The sequence below is a fragment of the Streptomyces chiangmaiensis genome, from assembly GCF_036281785.1.
GTDB classification, from domain to species: Bacteria; Actinomycetota; Actinomycetes; order Streptomycetales; family Streptomycetaceae; genus Streptomyces; species Streptomyces chiangmaiensis.
In genome coordinates, this window is the sequence record NZ_JAYWVC010000001.1 from 68,254 (window position 1) to 85,251 (window position 16,998).

A 16,998-nucleotide genomic window follows, 5' to 3' on the forward strand; every position below is an offset into this window, starting at 1 on the left:
ACTTGGCGGTCGTCAGCCGATCCACCACAGAGCGGAGGACTCAGAGCATGGCCGGCGCGATGCGCAAGATGGCGGTCTACCTCGGCCTCGTGGAGGACGATGGGTACGACGGCCGGGGATTCGACCCCGACGACGACTTCGAGCCCGAGCTCGACCCGGAGCCGGAGAGGGACCGCAGGCGGCACGAACCGTCACACCAGTCGCACCAGGCGCATCAGCCCCAACGGGACGAATCGGTGCGAATGGTCCAGCCGCCGGCGCCACGGGAACCGGTGCCCCAACCTGCTTCGCTTCCCGCGGAATCAGGACGTCCGGCGCGCATCGCCCCCGTGGCGTCCATCACACAAGAACGCCAGAGTCTGGAGAAGAACGCGCCGGTGATCATGCCCAAGGTCGTGTCCGAACGAGAGCCGTACCGGATCACCACGCTTCACCCACGGACCTACAACGAGGCCCGTACCATCGGGGAACACTTCCGTGAAGGCACACCGGTGATCATGAATCTGACTGAGATGGACGACACAGATGCGAAGCGACTTGTCGACTTTGCGGCCGGTCTGGTGTTTGGTCTTCATGGCAGCATCGAGCGGGTGACGCAGAAGGTGTTCCTGTTGTCGCCTGCTAACGTCGATGTCACAGCGGAGGACAAGGCCCGCATCGCAGAGGGCGGGTTCTTCAACCAGAGCTGAGACGCACCACCGGAAAGAGCGCGGAAACAGGGGAGAGGGAAGCACGGATCATGGGCGTGTTCCTGGAGGTTGTCTACATCGTGCTGATGTGCTTCCTCGTCGTGCTGATTTTCCGGTTGGTCATGGACTATGTCTTCCAGTTCGCCCGCTCATGGCAACCCGGCAAGGCGATGGTGGTCGTTCTGGAGGCCACCTACACTGTCACCGATCCACCGCTGAAGCTTCTGCGGCGGTTCATCCCGCCGCTGCGTCTCGGGGGCGTGGCGCTCGACCTGTCCTTCTTCGTTCTGATGATCATCGTCTACATCCTGATCTCCATCGTGGGGAATCTCGCGAGGTGAATGTGGACGATACGGTCTTGCCGACTGCCGATGACTACGTTGAGGTGAAGAGATGCCGTTGACCCCCGAGGACGTGCGGAACAAGCAGTTCACGACCGTCCGCCTCCGAGAAGGCTATGACGAGGACGAGGTCGATGCCTTCCTCGACGAGGTCGAAGCCGAACTGACCCGCCTGCTGCGGGAGAACGAGGATCTGCGCGCCAAGCTGGCCGCCGCCACGCGTGCCGCCGCGCAGAACCAGCAGAACATGCGCAAGCCGCCGGAGCCGCAGGACCAGCCGCAGGGCATGCGGGGTCCCGGTGGTCCCGTGCCCGCCGGGATATCGGGCCCGCCGCAGCAGCAGATGGGTGGCCCCATGGGTGGTCCGCCCCAGCTGCCCAGCGGTGCACCGCAGCTGCCCGCCGGCCCCGGTGGACAGGGCGGTCCGCAGGGTCCCGGCCCGATGGGTCAGGGGCCGATGGGTCAGGGCCCGATGGGTCAGGGCCCCATGGGGCAGGGCCCGATGGGTCAGCCCCCGATGCCGCAGCAGATGGGCGCCCCCATGGGTGGCCCGATGGGCGGCCCCATGGGCGGTCCGGGTATGCCCGGTCAGGGTCCCGGCGGCGACAGCGCCGCGCGTGTCCTCTCGCTGGCTCAGCAGACCGCCGACCAGGCGATCGCCGAGGCTCGCTCCGAGGCCAACAAGATCGTCGGCGAGGCCCGCAGCCGCGCCGAGGGTCTGGAGCGTGACGCCCGGGCCAAGGCCGACGCTTTGGAGCGGGACGCGCAGGAGAAGCACCGTGTCGCGATGGGCTCGCTGGAGTCCGCCCGCGCCACGCTGGAGCGCAAGGTCGAGGACCTGCGCGGCTTCGAGCGCGAGTACCGCACGCGGCTGAAGTCGTACCTGGAGTCGCAGCTGCGTCAGCTGGAGACCCAGGCCGACGACTCGCTGGCCCCGCCGCGCACCCCGGCCACGGCCTCCCTGCCCTCGCCGGCGGCGCCGTCGATGGCTCCGGCGGGCGCCCCGTCGTACGGCGGCAACCAGACGATGGGTGGTGCCCCGGCACCTGCCCCTCCGTCCTACGGAGGTCAGCAGCAGATGTCCCCGGCGATGACCCAGCCGATGGCGCCGGTCCGTCCGCAGGGCCCGTCGCCGATGGGTCAGGCCCCCTCGCCGATGCGTGGGTTCCTCATCGACGAGGACGACAACTGACGGCATTGAGTACGCCATAGGCGTCGGCAGCATTCAGGGCGGGGCTCCGGATTCTCGATCCGGAGCCCCGCCCTTGTGCTACGCCCGTTCGGGGTGTGTGCCACTGGTGTTCGGGTGTGGGAGCGGTTGTGCGTACGCACACCACGCCGAAGGCCCGGGCCCGCCAAGATTTTTTCGGCGGGCCCGGGCGTTGTCGTGTGCGCTACGCCTTGCGCAGGCGGAACGCCAGGGTGAGGCCCTCGTCGGTGAAGAGCTCACCGTAGGTGCCGTCCGCCTCGCCCTGGGCGAAGTCCGTGGCGAGGACCTCCTCGGCGATCAGGCCCGAGTGCCGGCTCAGGGCCGCGATGACCGCGGGGTCCGTCGCGGTCCACCGGAGTGCGATGCGGTCGGCGACGTCCAGGCCGCTGTTCTTGCGAGCTTCCTGGATCAGCCGGATCGCGTCTCGGGCGAGGCCCGCCTGGCGCAACTCCTCGGTGATCTCCAGATCGAGGGCGACCGTCGCTCCGGAGTCGGACGCCACCGACCAGCCCTCGCGGGGGGTCTCCGTGATGATCACCTCGTCGGGGGCCAGGGTGACCGTCTCCCCGTCGACCTCCACCGACGCCGTGCCCTCGCGCAGTGCCAGGGACAGCGCTGCCGCGTCCGCGTTCGCGACGGCCTTCGCCACGTCCTGGACGCGCTTGCCGAAGCGCTTGCCCAGGGCGCGGAAGTTCGCCTTCGCCGTCGTGTCGACCAGCGAGCCGCCGACCTCGGCGAGGGAGGCGAGCGCCTCCACGTTCAGCTCTTCCGTGATCTGCGAATGCAGCTCCGGGTCCAGGGTCTCGAAGCCCGCCACCGCGACCAGCGCGCGGGACAGCGGCTGACGCGTCTTGACGCCCGACTCCGCGCGTGTGGCACGGCCCAGCTCCACGAGTCGGCGCACCAGCACCATCTGCCGTGACAGCTCCGGGTCGATCGCGGACAGGTCCGTCTCCGGCCAGGGGGCCAGGTGCACCGACTCGGGGGCACCCGCGGTCACCGGCACGACCAGGTCCTGCCAGACCCGCTCGGTGATGAACGGGGTGACCGGTGCCATCAGCTTGGTGACCGTCTCGAGGACCTCGTGCAACGTGCGCAGCGCGGCCTTGTCGCCCTGCCAGAAACGACGGCGCGAGCGGCGGACGTACCAGTTCGACAGGTCGTCGACGAAGGCCGACAGGAGCTTGCCGGCGCGCTGGGTGTCGTAGGACTCCAGGGCCTCGGTCACCTGGTCGGTGAGCGCGTGCAGCTCGGACAGCAGCCAGCGGTCCAGCACCGGACGGTCGGCCGGGGCGGGGTCGGCCTCGCTCGGAGCCCAGCTCGAGGTGCGGGCGTACAGGGCCTGGAAGGCGACCGTGTTCCAGTACGTCAGCAGCGTCTTGCGGACGACCTCCTGGATCGTGCCGTGGCCCACGCGGCGAGCCGCCCAGGGGGAGCCGCCCGCCGCCATGAACCAGCGCACCGCGTCCGCACCGTGCTGGTCCATCAGCGGGATCGGCTGGAGGATGTTGCCGAGGTGCTTGGACATCTTGCGGCCGTCCTCGGCGAGGATGTGGCCCAGGCACACGACGTTCTCGTACGCCGATCTGTCGAAGACCAGCGTGCCGACCGCCATCAACGTGTAGAACCAGCCGCGGGTCTGGTCGATGGCCTCGGAGATGAACTGCGCCGGGTAGCGGGACTCGAACAGTTCCTTGTTCTTGTACGGGTAGCCCCACTGCGCGAACGGCATCGAACCCGAGTCGTACCAGGCGTCGATGACCTCCGGTACGCGCGTGGCCGTCCTGTCGCACTGCGGGCAGGCGAAGGTGACCTCGTCGATGAAGGGGCGGTGCGCGTCGAGCTCCGACTGGTCGGTGCCCGTCAGCGCGGTCAGCTCCGCGCGGGAGCCGACGACGGTGAGGTGGTCGTCCTCGCAGCGCCAGATCGGCAGCGGCGTGCCCCAGTAGCGGTTGCGGGACAGCGCCCAGTCGATGTTGTTGGTCAGCCAGTCGCCGTAGCGGCCGTGCTTGACCGTCTCGGGGAACCAGTTGGTCTTCTCGTTCTCCTCGAGAAGGCGGTCCTTGACGGCCGTGGTGCGGATGTACCACGACGGCTGCGCGTAGTAGATCAGCGCGGTGTGGCAGCGCCAGCAGTGCGGGTAGCTGTGCTCGTACGGGATGTGCTTGAAGAGCCGACCGCGCTGCTGGAGGTCTTCGGTGAGGCGTTCGTCCGCCTTCTTGAAGAAGACGCCGCCGACCAGCGGGACGTCTTCCTCGAAGGTGCCGTCGGCGCGCACCGGGTTGACCACGGGCAGGCCGTACGCGCGGCAGACCTTGAGGTCGTCCTCACCGAAGGCGGGGGACTGGTGGACCAGACCCGTGCCGTCCTCGGTGGTGACGTACGTGGCGTTCACCACGTAGTGGGTGCCGCCCGGGGTCTCCGGGAACTCCACCAGCTCGAAGGGCCGTTGGTACGTCCAGCGCTCCATCTCGGCGCCGGTGAAGGTCTGGCCCGTGGGCTCCCAGCCCTCGCCGAGCGCCTTGCCGACGAGCGGCTCGGCGACGACGAGCTTCTCCTCGCCGTTCGTCGCGACGACGTAGGTGACCTCGGGGTGCGCGGCGACCGCGGTGTTCGAGACGAGCGTCCAGGGGGTCGTCGTCCACACCAGGAGCGCGGCCTCGCCGCCGAGCGGACCGGAGGTGAGCGGGAAACGGACATAGACCGACGGGTCCACGACGGTCTCGTAGCCCTGGGCCAGCTCGTGGTCCGACAGGCCCGTGCCGCAGCGGGGGCACCAGGGGGCGACGCGGTGGTCCTGGACCAGCAGGCCCTTGTTGAAGATCTCCTTCAGCGACCACCAGACCGACTCGATGTACTCGGGCTCCATCGTGACGTAGGCCTCGTCGAGGTCGACCCAGTAACCCATGCGGGTGGTCAGCTCGGAGAAGGCGTCGGTGTGGCGGAGGACGGACTCGCGGCACTTGGCGTTGAACTCGGCGATGCCGTACGCCTCGATGTCCTTCTTGCCGCTGAAGCCGAGCTCCTTCTCCACCGCCAGCTCCACCGGGAGGCCGTGGCAGTCCCAGCCGGCCTTGCGGGCCACGTGGTAGCCGCGCATGGTGCGGAAACGAGGGAAGACGTCCTTGAAGACGCGGGCCTCGATGTGGTGGGCACCCGGCATGCCGTTGGCGGTGGGCGGGCCCTCGTAGAACACCCACTCGGGGCGGCCCTCGGACTGCTCCAGGCTCTTGGCAAAGATCTTCTGCTCGCGCCAGAAGTCGAGCACCGCGTGCTCGAGCGCGGGCAGGTCGACCTGGGCGGGCACCTGGCGGTACTGCGTCATCGATCTTCCTCCGGCGGACGTGCTGCCTTCCGTCGGAGGGACGAGAGCCGGGAATCGTCTGCATTCCCCGTACGCCGTGTGCGGCGCGCTCCCGCGGTACCACCCTCCTTGGTTCCCCGGTGCGGTGTACGCGCCGGTGAACCCCCTCATTGGGGTCGCGATGCCGGTTCTAGTGACCCTGGACGGTCCATGGGCTCTGCCCACTGTCCAAGGCTTTCTTCCGGCGGCTCCGGGGTGATCTTCACGTCGCGCTCGCCCCCGGGCTTCCACCGTCCCCGGATCGCTCATGGCTGCGTACGGCGCTACTCGTCCCCATCCACGCTTCTCGCTCCGCCCAGTGTACGGCCCCGCACGGACGGCGGCCGACCGGTTTTCCTCCTTCCGAGGCCAGGGGCACCATGGGCCCGTCGGTGACCCGAATGGCGCGGCCCCACTGCCCGGATCCCAGGACGCAGGGCCCGGCGGATTACGGGGCGGAGAGCTGGGCACAAGGGATGCAGGCTCGTCGTGCGGCTCGCCCGCGGCGGGCGATTCGGTGGCGTGCCCCCGTTGCCGCGGGCCAGAAGTCGATTTATCGTCCCAGCACGATTCGCGCGCAAGGTCACAATATGTGAAGGGGCCGCGGCCATGGTGGCGAAGAAGACCGCCGTACAGCAGTCGTCGTCCGGCAGAACCGCCGATACGACTGGCTCCGGCGCGTCGGCGGCCCCTGACGTGCGCGGGAAGAAGAACGCCCACGCGGCCATGAGCCGGACGGCCGGGCTGGTGAGGAAGCTGGGGGCGGCTGTCGGCGGGGCCGCCAGGGCCGGGAGGGGGCCGGCGGAGGCGGCGGCCCGGCAGCGGGCGGCCGCAAACCCCGGGGCCACGGGAAATGCGCGGGGAGGCCGCAAGGGGACGGCTGTCGCGGCACCGCACGCCGGCCGGGCGGCTGCTCGGAAGGCCGGGGCCGGGGAGACGCCCGCCAGGGAGGCGGCCTCGTCCGCGTCGGTGGGCGCGGCGGGGAAGGCATCGGCGAAGTCGGGCGCCAAGAAGTCCGTAGCCGGGAAGTCGGTTGCCGGGAATGTCGGGAATGTTCGGAGCGCTGGGAACGCTGGGAATTCGAGAGCCCGGGCGTCCGCCGGGAAGACGGCGGCTCGGAAGACGCCTTCCGAGAAGCCCGCCGCCACCGCGGGCGCCTCCCGTGGGGCGCCCACGAAGAAGGCGGCGGCCACATCGGCGACGGCCGTGACGGCCGGTGGGAGATCGGCTTCCGACACGGCCGGCAGGAAGACGGCCGGCGGAAGGAGATCGGCCGGGGGGACGGCCGGCAGGGAGCCGGCCGCCAGGAAGCAGGACCAGGCCGGAGACGCCGGGAAGGCGGTGGCTCCGAAGAGAACGGCCGGGAGGAAGGGCCGAGGACAGGAGGACGGCGGTCCCGAGGGACCGGCGGGGAAGAAGTCGGCGGCCGGCAAGAAGAAGGCGGTGACCGCCACCACCGCCAAGAAGCCGGCAGCGAAGAGGCCCGGCGCCAAGGAGGCAGCGGTGACCAGCACCGTGGTGAGGAAGGCGACAGCGGCGAAGAAGCCCGTCGCCAAGAAGGCGGCGGAAGGCACCGTCGCCGAGGGGGCTTCGTCGAAGAAGTCCGCCGCCAAGAAGGCACCGGGCAAGAAGGCAGCAGCCAAGAAGGCCGTCGCCAAGAAGACGGCCGCGGCCAAGGCCACGGCCCCGAAGAGCGCTGCCGGTAGGGGCGGCACCACGAAAAGCATCCCCACAAAGAGTGCGGCCAAGAAGAGCACGGCCAAGAAGGCGGGTGCGGGAAAGGTCGCGAAGCAGACGGGAGCCACGACGGTGGTTGCGAAGAAGACTCCTGGCACGGCCACAGCGGCGACGAACCCCACCGCGGTTCCCAAGGCGAGGTTCGCCGCGGTGGAGCCCGGCGAGCTGGCGGTGCGCCCCGGCGAGGACCCGTGGACTCCCGAGGAGGTGGCGGAGGCACGCGCGGAGCTCGAGTCCGAGGCGATGCGGCTGCGCGGCGAGATCGACGCGTCCGAGCAGGCGCTGGTCGGGCTGATGCGCGACTCCGGGGACGGCGCCGGCGACGACCAGGCGGACACGGGCACGAAGAACATCACGCGCGAGCACGAGATGGCGCTCTCCGCCAACGCGCGGGAGATGCTGGAGCAGACCGAACGCGCCCTGGACGGCCTCGACGCCGGCACCTACGGCCTGTGCGAGAGTTGCGGCGACCCCATCGGAAAGGCCCGTATGCAGGCCTTCCCGCGCGCCACGCTGTGCGTGGAGTGCAAGCAGAAGCAGGAACGTCGGTAGTGATCCTCTCCTGAACACCTGGTGGAGCCGGGTGGTGCCGTACTCTCGTCCTCAGTCAGGCACCTAGGTTGAGGGATTCACGTGGCAGAGGCGGAGCGCATCATCGGTACGCCGGACATCCCAGACGCGTCGGGGGCCGGGCCGGAGCAGTCCGAGGAACGGGCCCCGGCGGACGGCTCCGGCGCGAACGAGGCGGGGTCCAGTGTCGCCGAGCGCCCCAAGGGCAAGCGCCGGATCACGGTCCTGTTCGCGGTCGCGGCCTTCGCCTACGCCCTCGACCTGGTCAGCAAGCTGATCGTGGTCGCGAAGCTGGAGCACCACGCGCCGATCGAGGTCATCGGCGACTGGCTGAAGCTCGAGGCCATTCGCAATCCGGGCGCGGCCTTCGGTTTCGGCGAGGCCTTCACTGTGATCTTCACGGTGATCGCGGCCGCCGTGATCGTGGTGATCGCCCGCCTCGCGCGCAAGCTCTACAGCGTCCCCTGGGCGGTCGCGCTCGGCCTGCTGCTCGGCGGCGCCCTGGGCAACCTCACCGACCGGATCTTCCGCTCGCCGGGCGTCTTCGAGGGCGCGGTCGTCGACTTCGTCGCGCCGAAGGACTTCGCCGTCTTCAATCTGGCCGACTCGGCGATCGTGTGCGGCGGCATCCTGATCGTGCTGCTGTCCTTCCGCGGGCTCGACCCGGACGGAACGGTCCACAAGGACTGAGCCGCCGGGACTCTCGTACGGCACTGTCCGACCCGTCCGGCATACTCGACGGGTGAGCACGCTTCCCGAGATCCGTACCCTGCCCGTACCGGACGGCCTGGAGGGCGAGCGCGTCGACGCCGCCATCTCCCGCATGTTCGGCTTCTCCCGCACGAAGGCGGCGGAGCTGGCCGCCGCGGGCAAGGTGCAGGTCGACGGCACGGTGGTCGGCAAGTCGGAGCGGGTGCGCGGCGGGGCCTGGCTCGAGGTCGAGATGCCACAGGCACCCGCGCCGGTTCAGGTGGTCGCCGAGCCGGTCGAGGGCATGGACATCGTGCACGACGACGAGGACGTGGTCGTGATCGTGAAGCCGATCGGTGTGGCCGCGCATCCGTCGCCGGGCTGGTCGGGCCCGACCGTGATCGGCGGTCTCGCCGCCGCCGGGTACCGCATCTCGACCTCGGGCGCCGCCGAGCGCCAGGGCATCGTGCACCGCCTCGACGTGGGCACCTCGGGCCTGATGGTCGTGGCCAAGTCGGAGCACGCGTACACGTCGCTCAAGCGGCAGTTCAAGGAGCGCACGGTCGACAAGCGCTACCACACGCTTGTCCAGGGTCATCCCGATCCGACCAGCGGAACCATCGACGCGCCCATCGGACGGCACCCCACGCACGACTACAAGTGGGCGGTCACGGCCGACGGCAAGCCGTCCGTCACGCACTACGACCTGATCGAGGCCTTCCGCTCGGCCTCCCTGCTCGACGTCAAGCTGGAGACCGGGCGCACCCACCAGATCCGGGTCCACATGGCCGCCCACCGGCACCCGTGCGTCGGCGACCTGACCTACGGTGCGGACCCGACGGTCGCCAAGCGGCTCGGCCTGACCCGCCAGTGGCTGCACGCCGTGCGCCTGGGATTCGAGCATCCGGGGGCCGGAACGTGGGTGGAGTTCGAGAGCGCCTACCCCGCCGACCTGCAGAAGGCGCTGGACAAGGTACGTGAGGAGAGCTGGGCATGACCGCGGCGTACGTGGTGCGCACAGCCGAGGACCCCGCCGACCGTGAGGCGTGCTTCACGGTCCGTAAGGAGGTCTTCGTGAGGGAGCAGGGCGTTCCCGAGGACATCGAGTACGACGTCCACGACGCCGACGCGGTGCATGTGCTGGCCGTGCGGGAGGACGGCGTGCCGCTCGGCACGGGGCGCCTGCTGTCCGGGGAGGCGGCCGCGGCGAATAACGGCGGTGATCCGTCCGTGGGGTCCCTGGGGCGTCTCGCGGTGACACGTGAAGCGCGAGGTCTCGGCGTCGGCGCGGCGCTGGTCCGGGCGATCGAGGACGCGGCACGCGCACGTGGCCTCACGGCGGTGGACCTGCACGCACAGACGCACGCACTGGGGTTCTACGAGCGGCTGGGATACGAGGCGTACGGGCCGGAGTTCCCGGATGCCGGGATACCGCATCGCGCGATGCGGCGCCCTGTGTAGCCGGGGAGCGCCGGACGGTCCCGCGGGAGGGTGACGTGGCAGGCTTGGGGTCTGCCGTGTGATCGTCGAACCGCCGGAGCGCTCACCGTGGATCAACTGGCCCTGATGCTCCTGTTGCTGCTCGGGGCCGTGGTCAGTGTCCCGGTCGGGGACCGGCTGGGGGTGCCGGCTCCGGTGCTGATGACGCTGCTCGGGATCGTGCTGGCACTGCTGGACTTCGTGCCGAACGTGAACGTCCCGCCCGAGCTGATCCTGCCCGCGCTGCTGCCGCCGCTGCTGTACGCCGCCGCGCGCCGTACCTCCTGGCGCCAGTTCGCGGCCAACAAACGGCCGATCTTCCTGCTGGCCGTCGCGCTGGTGTTCGTCACCACCATGTGTGTGGCCGCGGTGGCCCACGCGATCGTGCCCGGGCTGCCGGTCGCCGCCGCGGTCGTCCTCGGCGCGCTGGTCGCGCCGCCCGATCCGGTCGCGGCCACCGCCGTGGCGGGTCAGCTCGGACTGCCCCGCAGGCTGGTCTCGATCCTGGAGGGCGAGGGCCTGTTCAACGACGTGACGGCGATCGTGCTGTACCACGTCGCGATCGCCGCCGCCGTGAGCGGAACGTTCTCACTGCCCAACGCCCTGCTGGAACTGGTGCTCTCCGCGATCGTCGCCCTGGTCGTCGGGCTCGTGCTCGGCTGGGCCGCCAGAAAGCTGCTGGACCTGCTGAACGACGCCACCCTGCAGGTCGGGCTGACCCTTCTGGTGCCGTACGGGTCGTACGTTCTGGCCGAGGAACTGCACGGCTCCGGCGTCCTGGCCGTGCTGGTCACCGCGCTGTTCCTGGCGGAGGCCCGGGATCCGGACGACGTGCTGATGCGCCTGGCCGGGCACACGTTCTGGGAGGTGATCGACACCCTCGTCACCGGGATCGCGTTCGGGCTGATCGGGCTCGAGCTGCACCAGGCGATCCGGACCGCGTCCGGGCGGTGGGACCACATGCTGGTCTGGGCCGCGGCGATCGTGGGTGTCGTGGTGTTCGTGCGGTTCGTGTATCTGCTGCCGGCGACCTGGCTGACCAAGCGGCTGCACGCCATGCGGGACTACGACGAGGACATTCCCATGTCGTGGCGGGAGACCGTCGTGATGTGGTGGTCGGGAATGCGCGGCGTGGCCTCGGTGGCGCTTGCCCTGGCCATTCCGCTGACCATGGACGACGGGTCGCCCTTCCCCGCCCGGGACGAGATCATTTTCATCGCGTTCGGGGTGATCATGGCGACCTTGGTGCTCCAGGGGCTGACGCTGCCGTGGCTGGTGAAGAGGCTCGGGGTGCGGGCCGACACGGTGAGGGAGAAGGAGTTCGAACGGGCGCTGGCGGTCCGCGCGGCCAAGGCGGCGAAGCGCCGGCTGAAGGAGATCGAGGACGTCGAGGAACTGCCGGAGGAACTGTCCGAACAACTGCTGCGGCGGGCCTCCGACATCGGAGTGCGCATCAGCCCCGAACTCGCGGACGAGGAGCGGCGCGAGGCGCACCAGCAGCGCGTCAAGCGCCTGAAGCGGCTGCGCCGGATCCAGGGGGAGATGCTCAGCGCGGCCCGGCACGAGGTGCTGGCGGCGCGCAGCGAACCGGGGGCGGACCCGGAGGTCGTCGATCGGGTGCTCCGCCACCTGGACGTGCGCAGCCTGCGCTGACGGCTGCGCAGGACCCGACGACTCGTGCCGGGGCCCGGGAGAAACAACCGCCCCGCGGTTGCCCGGCTTTGTACGATCGGATCATGGCGCGCAATGTGGTGATCAGTGGCGGCGGTACGGGGATCGGGCTCGCGGCGGCGCGAGCCTTCGCGTCGGACGGGGACCGGGTGTTGCTCCTCGGCCGGCGGCCGGAGGTCCTGGAGAAGGCCGAGCTGCCCGGCGCGCTCACCTACGCGGCCGACCTGAGCGACCCCCACGCGGTGCGCGGGGTGGCCCGTTTCGTGGCCGACGAGCTCGGCACCGTGGACGTCCTCGTCAACAGCGCGGGCGGAGCCGGGAATCCGGAGCCCGCGGCCGACACCGAGGACCGGCTCGACGCCGTGGCGCACGCCTGGACCGTCAACTTCCGGCTGAACGTGCTGACCGCGACCCTCCTCACGGAGGCGCTGCGCGACCGGCTCGCCTCGCCAGGCGGGCGCGTGCTGTTCCTGAGCTCCATCGCCGCCTACCGCGGCTCCGGCAGCGGAGCGTACGCCGCGTCCAAGGCCGCCCTGCACCCGTACGCCTTCGACCTGGCCCGGGAGCTGGGACCGCGCGGGATCACGGTGAACGTGGTCGCTCCCGGCTATGTCGAGGACACCGAGATCTTCGGCGAGGCGATGGACCCGGCGCGGCGCCGACGGCTCATCGCGGAGACGTCGACCGGCCGGGCCGGGACGCCCGGCGACATCGCCGAGACCCTGCACTGGCTGGCGTCCCACGGAGCGGGACACATCACCGCGCAGGTGATTCAGGTCAACGGTGGTGCCGAGCACGGACACTGACGGACCGCCGTCTCAGCCCCGGCTCGTCCGCGGCGGTTCGTACGCCCTGCGGGCCGCTTCGGGCGACCCTTGGCCGTTCCTGCTGGGCGGTGGTACCGCGTCCGCCGTGTTGACCCGCGGCAGCGCGTAGGGGTGCTCCTCGGCCAGCCAGCGGATCATCTGCTCGCGGACCGTGACCCGGACCGTCCAGATGTCGTCCGCGTCCTTCGCCGTCACCAGCGCCCGCACCTGCATGGTGTTGGGCGTCGTGTCGGTGACCTGGAGGCCGAGGGCACGTCCGTCCCAGGCCGGGCACTCGCGCAGGATGTCGCGGAGCTTTTCGCGCATCGCCTCCACGGGCGCGGCGTGGTCGACGTGGAAGTGGACGATGCCCGTCATCTGGGGGCTGCCGCGCGACCAGTTCTCGAACGGCTTCGAGGTGAAGTACGACACCGGCATGGTGATCCGGCGCTCGTCCCAGGTTCGCACCGTGAGGAAGGTGAGCGTGATCTCGTCGACGGTGCCCCACTCGCCGTCCACCACGACCGTGTCGCCGAGCCGCACCACGTCGCCGAACGCTATCTGCAGCCCGGCGAAGAGGTTGGCGAGCGTGGACTGGGCGGCCACACCGGCGACAATGCCGAGGATGCCGGCCGAGGCGAGCAGCGACGCGCCGGCCGCCCGCATCGCCGGGAACGTCAGCAGCATGGCGGAGGCCGCCATCACGCCGACCACCGCTGCCACCACGCGCATGATCAGCGACACTTGGGTGCGCACCCGGCGGACCCGGGCCGCATCGGGGTGGGCGCGGGCATAGCGGGTGTACGAGGTCTCCACGACCGCGGCGGCGATCCGGATCACCAGCCATGCGGCCGCACCGATCAGCACCAGCGTCAGGGTCCGGCCGACGCCGACCCGGTGGGCCTCGAGGAGCTTCGCCTGGTCGTAGGAGCCCCTCAGCAGGGCCGCGCACAGGACGAGCTGGTAGGGGATGCGGCCGCGACGGAGCAGTCCCCACAGGGGGGTCTCGGGGTGCCGGCCGTTCGCCTTGCGCAGCAGGAGGTCCGTGCCCCACCCGATGAGCAGTGTGAGCACGACCGAGCCGCCGACGACGATCACCGGGCGCAGTACGTTCTCCATGCCTTGGAACGTAACCGGACGACGCGAAGATGAACATGCGACCTGGATCCACCCGGCTACGCGCTGCCGACGGCGCCGTCCGTCCCGGCTGGCACCATGGGCTCATGAACATCATGCTCTTCCACTCGACGTACGGACTGCGGCCCGCGGTCCGGGCCGCCGCCGACCGGCTCCGCGCCGCCGGGCACGAAGTGTGGACACCCGACCTGTTCGACGGCCGTACCTTCGAGACGGTCGAGGAGGGCATGGCGTTCAAGGACGAGATCGGCAAGGAGGAGCTGCTCAAGCGGGCCGTCCTGGCCGCCGCGCCGTACTCGGAGCGAGGGCTTGTGTACGCCGGATTCTCCCTGGGTGCCGCCACCGCGCAGACCCTGGCGCTCGGCGACGGCAAGGCCCGCGGGCTGCTGCTGCTGCACGGTACGTCGGACATCGCGCCGAGCGCCTCGGTGGACGACCTGCCGGTCCAGCTGCATGTCGCCGAGCCGGACCCGTTCGAGACGGACGACTGGCTGACCGCCTGGTACCTGCAGATGGGCAAGGCGGGAGCCGATGTGGAGATCTACCGTTACGCCGGCGCCGGGCACCTCTACACCGACCCCGATCTGCCGGACTACGACGAAGAGGCGGCCGAGACCACCTGGCGGGTGGCGCTCGGCTTCCTCGACGGTCTGTGAGCGGTCTACCCGGCGGGGGTCACACCGGGTCGTACGCGCGCTCGACCTTCTGCGTGCCGCTGCGGGTGCGGTAGGAGCGCGCCCACGAGGAGGTGGCGTTCGGGCTGGTGCGGTCGGACAGGACGTAGTAGTCCATCTGCGCCCGCTCGGCGGTGATGTCCAGCACGCCGTAGCCGTGGCGGTCGGTGTCCACCCACTGCACGTGCCGGTTGGCCGCGCGGATGACAGGGGAGGCCAGCGCCGAGACGGTGCCCTCGGGGACCTTGACGATGTCGTCGAGGTTGTCGGAGGTGACCGAGGTGACCACGAACTCGGTGCCGGCCGAGGGGGACAGCGGATAGGTGCCGGCGTCGATCGGTATGTCGTTGGCCCACGCCATGTGGATGTCGCCGGTGAGGAAGACCGTGTTCCTGATGGCGTTGTTCCGCAGGTGGGCGAGGAGTTCCCGGCGGTCGTCCGTGTAGCCGTCCCACTGGTCGGTGTTGAGGGCCATGCCCTCCTGCGGCAGGCCCAGCAGCTTCGCCAGCGGCTTGAGCAGGTCCGCGGTGAGCGAGCCGATGGCGAAGGGCGAGATCATCACCGAGTTGCCGACCAGTCGCCAGGTGGTGTCCGAGGCCTTCAGGCCCGCCTTCAGCCAGTCGAGCTGGGCGCGTCCCGTGATCGTGCGGTTCGGGTCGTCGACCGAACCGCTGGCCGTGGACGCCTGCTGCGAGCGGAACGAGCGCAGGTCGAGCAGCGAGAGGTCGGCGAGCCTGCCGAAGCGCAGCCGGCGGTAGGTGGTGCCCTCGATCGCCGGGCGGACCGGCATCCACTCGAAGTACGCCTGCTTGGCGGCCGCCTTACGGGTGGTCCAGGTGCCCTCGGCGCCCTCCGTGTGGTTGACCGCGCCGCCCGACCAGGTGTTGTCGGCGAACTCGTGGTCGTCCCAGATCGCGATGACCGGCGCCTTGTGGTGCAGGGCCTGGAGGTCGGGGTCGGTCTTGTAACGGGCGTGCCGGGTCCGGTAGTCGGCGAGCGTGATGATCTCGTTGGCCGGGGAGTGCGGGCGGACGACTGTGCCCCGGGTCCCGTACTCGCCGCTCTGGTACTCGTAGATGTAGTCGCCCAGGTGCAGCCACGCGTCCAGATCGCCCCGGGCGGCCAGGTGACGGTACGCCGAGAAGTAACCGGCCTCCCAGTTCGCGCAGGAGACCACGCCGAAACGCAGTCCGGACACCGAGGCATTGGCGGCCGGGGCCGTGCGGGTGCGGGCGACGGGGGAGTCGGTGCCGCCGGCGGAGAAGCGGAACCAGTAGTCCGTGGCGGGTTCGAGACCGCGTATGTCCGCCTTGACCGTGTGGTCGGAGGCGGCAGCGGCGGTGACGGACCCCTTGGCGACGATGTTCGTCAGCGCCTTGTCCTTGGCGATGACCCAGCTCACCACGGTGTCCGGGCCGATCCCGGAGCCGGGCAGCGCCTCGGCGGTGGGGGTCACCCGGGTCCACAGCAGGACGCCGTCCGGCAGCGGGTCTCCGGAGGCCACGCCGTGCAGGAAGGCGGGAGCGTCGGTGGCGGCACGGGCCGGGAGGGCGGCGGCGAGCGGAACGCCCAGGACGGCGGTGGCGGCAGCGGCCTTGACGACCGTACGGCGGCGCGGGGAGAGGGAGTTGCCACTCTCGGATGCTCTGTGTCGACTGGTCACGGCCGATCAGATTACTGACCGGTACGCATAAAGAGCGGGCGAACGTGGAAAGTTCGCCCGCTCTTTGTCTGCCGGTCCCCGGGGTGGATCCCCCGGGCCGGTGTCAGCCCTGGAGCACCTTGTCGATCGCCGTGGTGAACTCGGGCACCGTCATGGGCGCGTTCTGGCCGTCGGATCCGGTGATCGTCTTGCCGTCCATCTTCAGGGTCGGAGTGCCCTGCACACCGCTCTTGTTGAACGCGCCGGACATGTCCAGCGCCCACTTGTCGTAGGTGCCGTCCTTCACGGCCTTCTGGAAGGCGGCGTTGCCCTTGAGGGCCGGCACCGTGTCCGCGACCTTGATCAGGTAGCTGTCGTCCTTGAACTTGTCGTCGGTCTCGTCGGGGTGCCACTGCTTGGAGTACAGGGCCGCCTTGTACTCCAGGAAGGCCTCGGGGCTCACATTGAGCGCGGCGCCCATGGCGCTCAGCGCGTTCTTGGAGCCCTCGCCCTGCGTGTTGTTGTCGATGAACGAGGCACCGACGTACTGGATCTTGAACTTCCCGTCGTCGACGTCCTTCTTCACGGTCGCGCCGACGGTCTGCTCGAACTGGGCGCAGATCGGGCAGCGCGGGTCCTCGTACATCTCGAGGGTCTTCGGGGCGGTGCTCTTGCCGATGACGACGGTCGTGCCGTCGGCGCCGCTGGTGTTGGCCGGCTTGACGAGCTTGTCGTCCTTCGCCGCCTCCCAATAGCCGGGCTTGTTGTTCTGGACGACGGCGTAGCCTATGCCGCCGGCGGCGGCCAGGACCGCCACGACCGAGGCGGCGACGATGACCTGCCGCTTCGTCTTGTCGCGCTTGGCCTGACGCTCGCGCTCCTGACGCAGCCGCTCTCGGGCCGCCGTCTTCGCCGGCTGGCTGTTCCGCTTGCTCATTGGGTGATCTCCATGGGGATGTGCGCACGCATGGTGCGCGGGATGTGTGGGGGGTCTTCCGGTGCTCGGGTG

The 16,998-nt window shown here is 70.2% G+C and carries 14 protein-coding genes; 10 read left to right on the plus strand and 4 right to left on the minus strand.

Annotated elements, in window-relative coordinates; genetic code table 11:
* The first annotated feature begins 47 nt into the window (after nt 1–47).
* Genes VXC91_RS00315 through VXC91_RS00325 form a run of 3 tightly spaced genes read left to right on the plus strand, consistent with a single transcriptional unit; the run spans nt 48 to nt 2,222 of the window.
* Nucleotides 48–689: a cell division protein SepF gene (locus tag VXC91_RS00315; protein WP_329504197.1), complete on the plus strand. Its 642-nt coding sequence runs from the start codon at nt 48–50 to the stop codon at nt 687–689.
* 50 nt (nt 690–739) lie between these two features.
* Nucleotides 740–1,030 carry a YggT family protein gene (locus VXC91_RS00320; RefSeq protein WP_059133220.1) on the plus strand — a complete coding sequence of 97 codons (291 nt, stop codon included), beginning with the start codon at nt 740–742 and terminating at the stop codon, nt 1,028–1,030.
* 52 nt (nt 1,031–1,082) lie between these two features.
* Nucleotides 1,083–2,222 carry a DivIVA domain-containing protein gene (locus VXC91_RS00325; protein WP_329504202.1) on the plus strand — a complete coding sequence of 380 codons (1,140 nt, stop codon included), beginning with the start codon at nt 1,083–1,085 and terminating at the stop codon, nt 2,220–2,222.
* A 202-nt stretch (nt 2,223–2,424) separates the two neighbouring features.
* Here VXC91_RS00325 and ileS read toward each other — a convergent pair whose 3' ends face one another.
* Nucleotides 2,425–5,565, minus strand: coding sequence for an isoleucine--tRNA ligase (gene ileS / locus VXC91_RS00330; protein WP_329504204.1), 3,141 nt, complete (start codon nt 5,563–5,565; stop codon nt 2,425–2,427).
* Nucleotides 5,566–6,924: 1,359 nt separating this feature from the next.
* Between ileS and VXC91_RS00335 the strand changes: the two genes are divergently transcribed.
* The 6 genes from VXC91_RS00335 to VXC91_RS00360 all read left to right on the plus strand — a co-directional run bounded on the left by VXC91_RS00335 (nt 6,925) and on the right by VXC91_RS00360 (nt 12,536).
* Nucleotides 6,925–7,872 (plus strand): TraR/DksA family transcriptional regulator, encoded by a 948-nt coding sequence (locus VXC91_RS00335; RefSeq protein ID WP_329504205.1) that lies wholly within the window; start codon nt 6,925–6,927, stop codon nt 7,870–7,872.
* Between the two features lie 81 nt (nt 7,873–7,953).
* Nucleotides 7,954–8,580 carry a signal peptidase II gene (gene lspA / locus VXC91_RS00340; protein ID WP_329504207.1) on the plus strand — a complete coding sequence of 209 codons (627 nt, stop codon included), beginning with the start codon at nt 7,954–7,956 and terminating at the stop codon, nt 8,578–8,580.
* A gap of 52 nt (nt 8,581–8,632) precedes the next feature.
* Nucleotides 8,633–9,577: an RluA family pseudouridine synthase gene (locus tag VXC91_RS00345; RefSeq protein WP_329504209.1), complete on the plus strand. Its 945-nt coding sequence runs from the start codon at nt 8,633–8,635 to the stop codon at nt 9,575–9,577.
* Entirely contained in the window at nt 9,574–10,041 is a 468-nt protein-coding gene (locus VXC91_RS00350) for a GNAT family N-acetyltransferase (protein WP_329504211.1), read from the plus strand. The genes VXC91_RS00345 and VXC91_RS00350 overlap by 4 nt, the downstream gene beginning before the upstream one ends.
* Nucleotides 10,042–10,128: 87 nt before the next feature.
* Complete coding sequence (locus tag VXC91_RS00355; RefSeq protein WP_329504213.1) at nt 10,129–11,712, plus strand: Na+/H+ antiporter; 1,584 nt, start codon at nt 10,129–10,131, stop codon at nt 11,710–11,712.
* Nucleotides 11,713–11,795: 83 nt separating this feature from the next.
* Complete coding sequence (locus tag VXC91_RS00360; RefSeq protein ID WP_329504216.1) at nt 11,796–12,536, plus strand: SDR family NAD(P)-dependent oxidoreductase; 741 nt, start codon at nt 11,796–11,798, stop codon at nt 12,534–12,536.
* Between the two features lie 12 nt (nt 12,537–12,548).
* Here VXC91_RS00360 and VXC91_RS00365 read toward each other — a convergent pair whose 3' ends face one another.
* A complete protein-coding gene (locus VXC91_RS00365) occupies nt 12,549–13,655 on the minus strand; it encodes a mechanosensitive ion channel family protein (RefSeq protein ID WP_329504218.1) in 1,107 nt (368 codons plus the stop codon).
* Nucleotides 13,656–13,759: 104 nt separating this feature from the next.
* Between VXC91_RS00365 and VXC91_RS00370 the strand changes: the two genes are divergently transcribed.
* Nucleotides 13,760–14,329 carry a dienelactone hydrolase family protein gene (locus tag VXC91_RS00370; protein WP_329504220.1) on the plus strand — a complete coding sequence of 190 codons (570 nt, stop codon included), beginning with the start codon at nt 13,760–13,762 and terminating at the stop codon, nt 14,327–14,329.
* A gap of 19 nt (nt 14,330–14,348) precedes the next feature.
* On the opposite strand, the gene VXC91_RS00375 is transcribed toward VXC91_RS00370, so the two are convergent.
* Together VXC91_RS00375 and VXC91_RS00380 are read right to left on the minus strand one after the other, a co-directional pair.
* A complete protein-coding gene (locus VXC91_RS00375; RefSeq protein ID WP_329504222.1) occupies nt 14,349–16,010 on the minus strand; it encodes an alkaline phosphatase D family protein in 1,662 nt (553 codons plus the stop codon).
* Between the two features lie 103 nt (nt 16,011–16,113).
* Entirely contained in the window at nt 16,114–16,926 is an 813-nt protein-coding gene (locus tag VXC91_RS00380) for a DsbA family protein (protein WP_329504223.1), read from the minus strand.
* Nucleotides 16,927–16,998 lie beyond the last annotated feature (72 nt).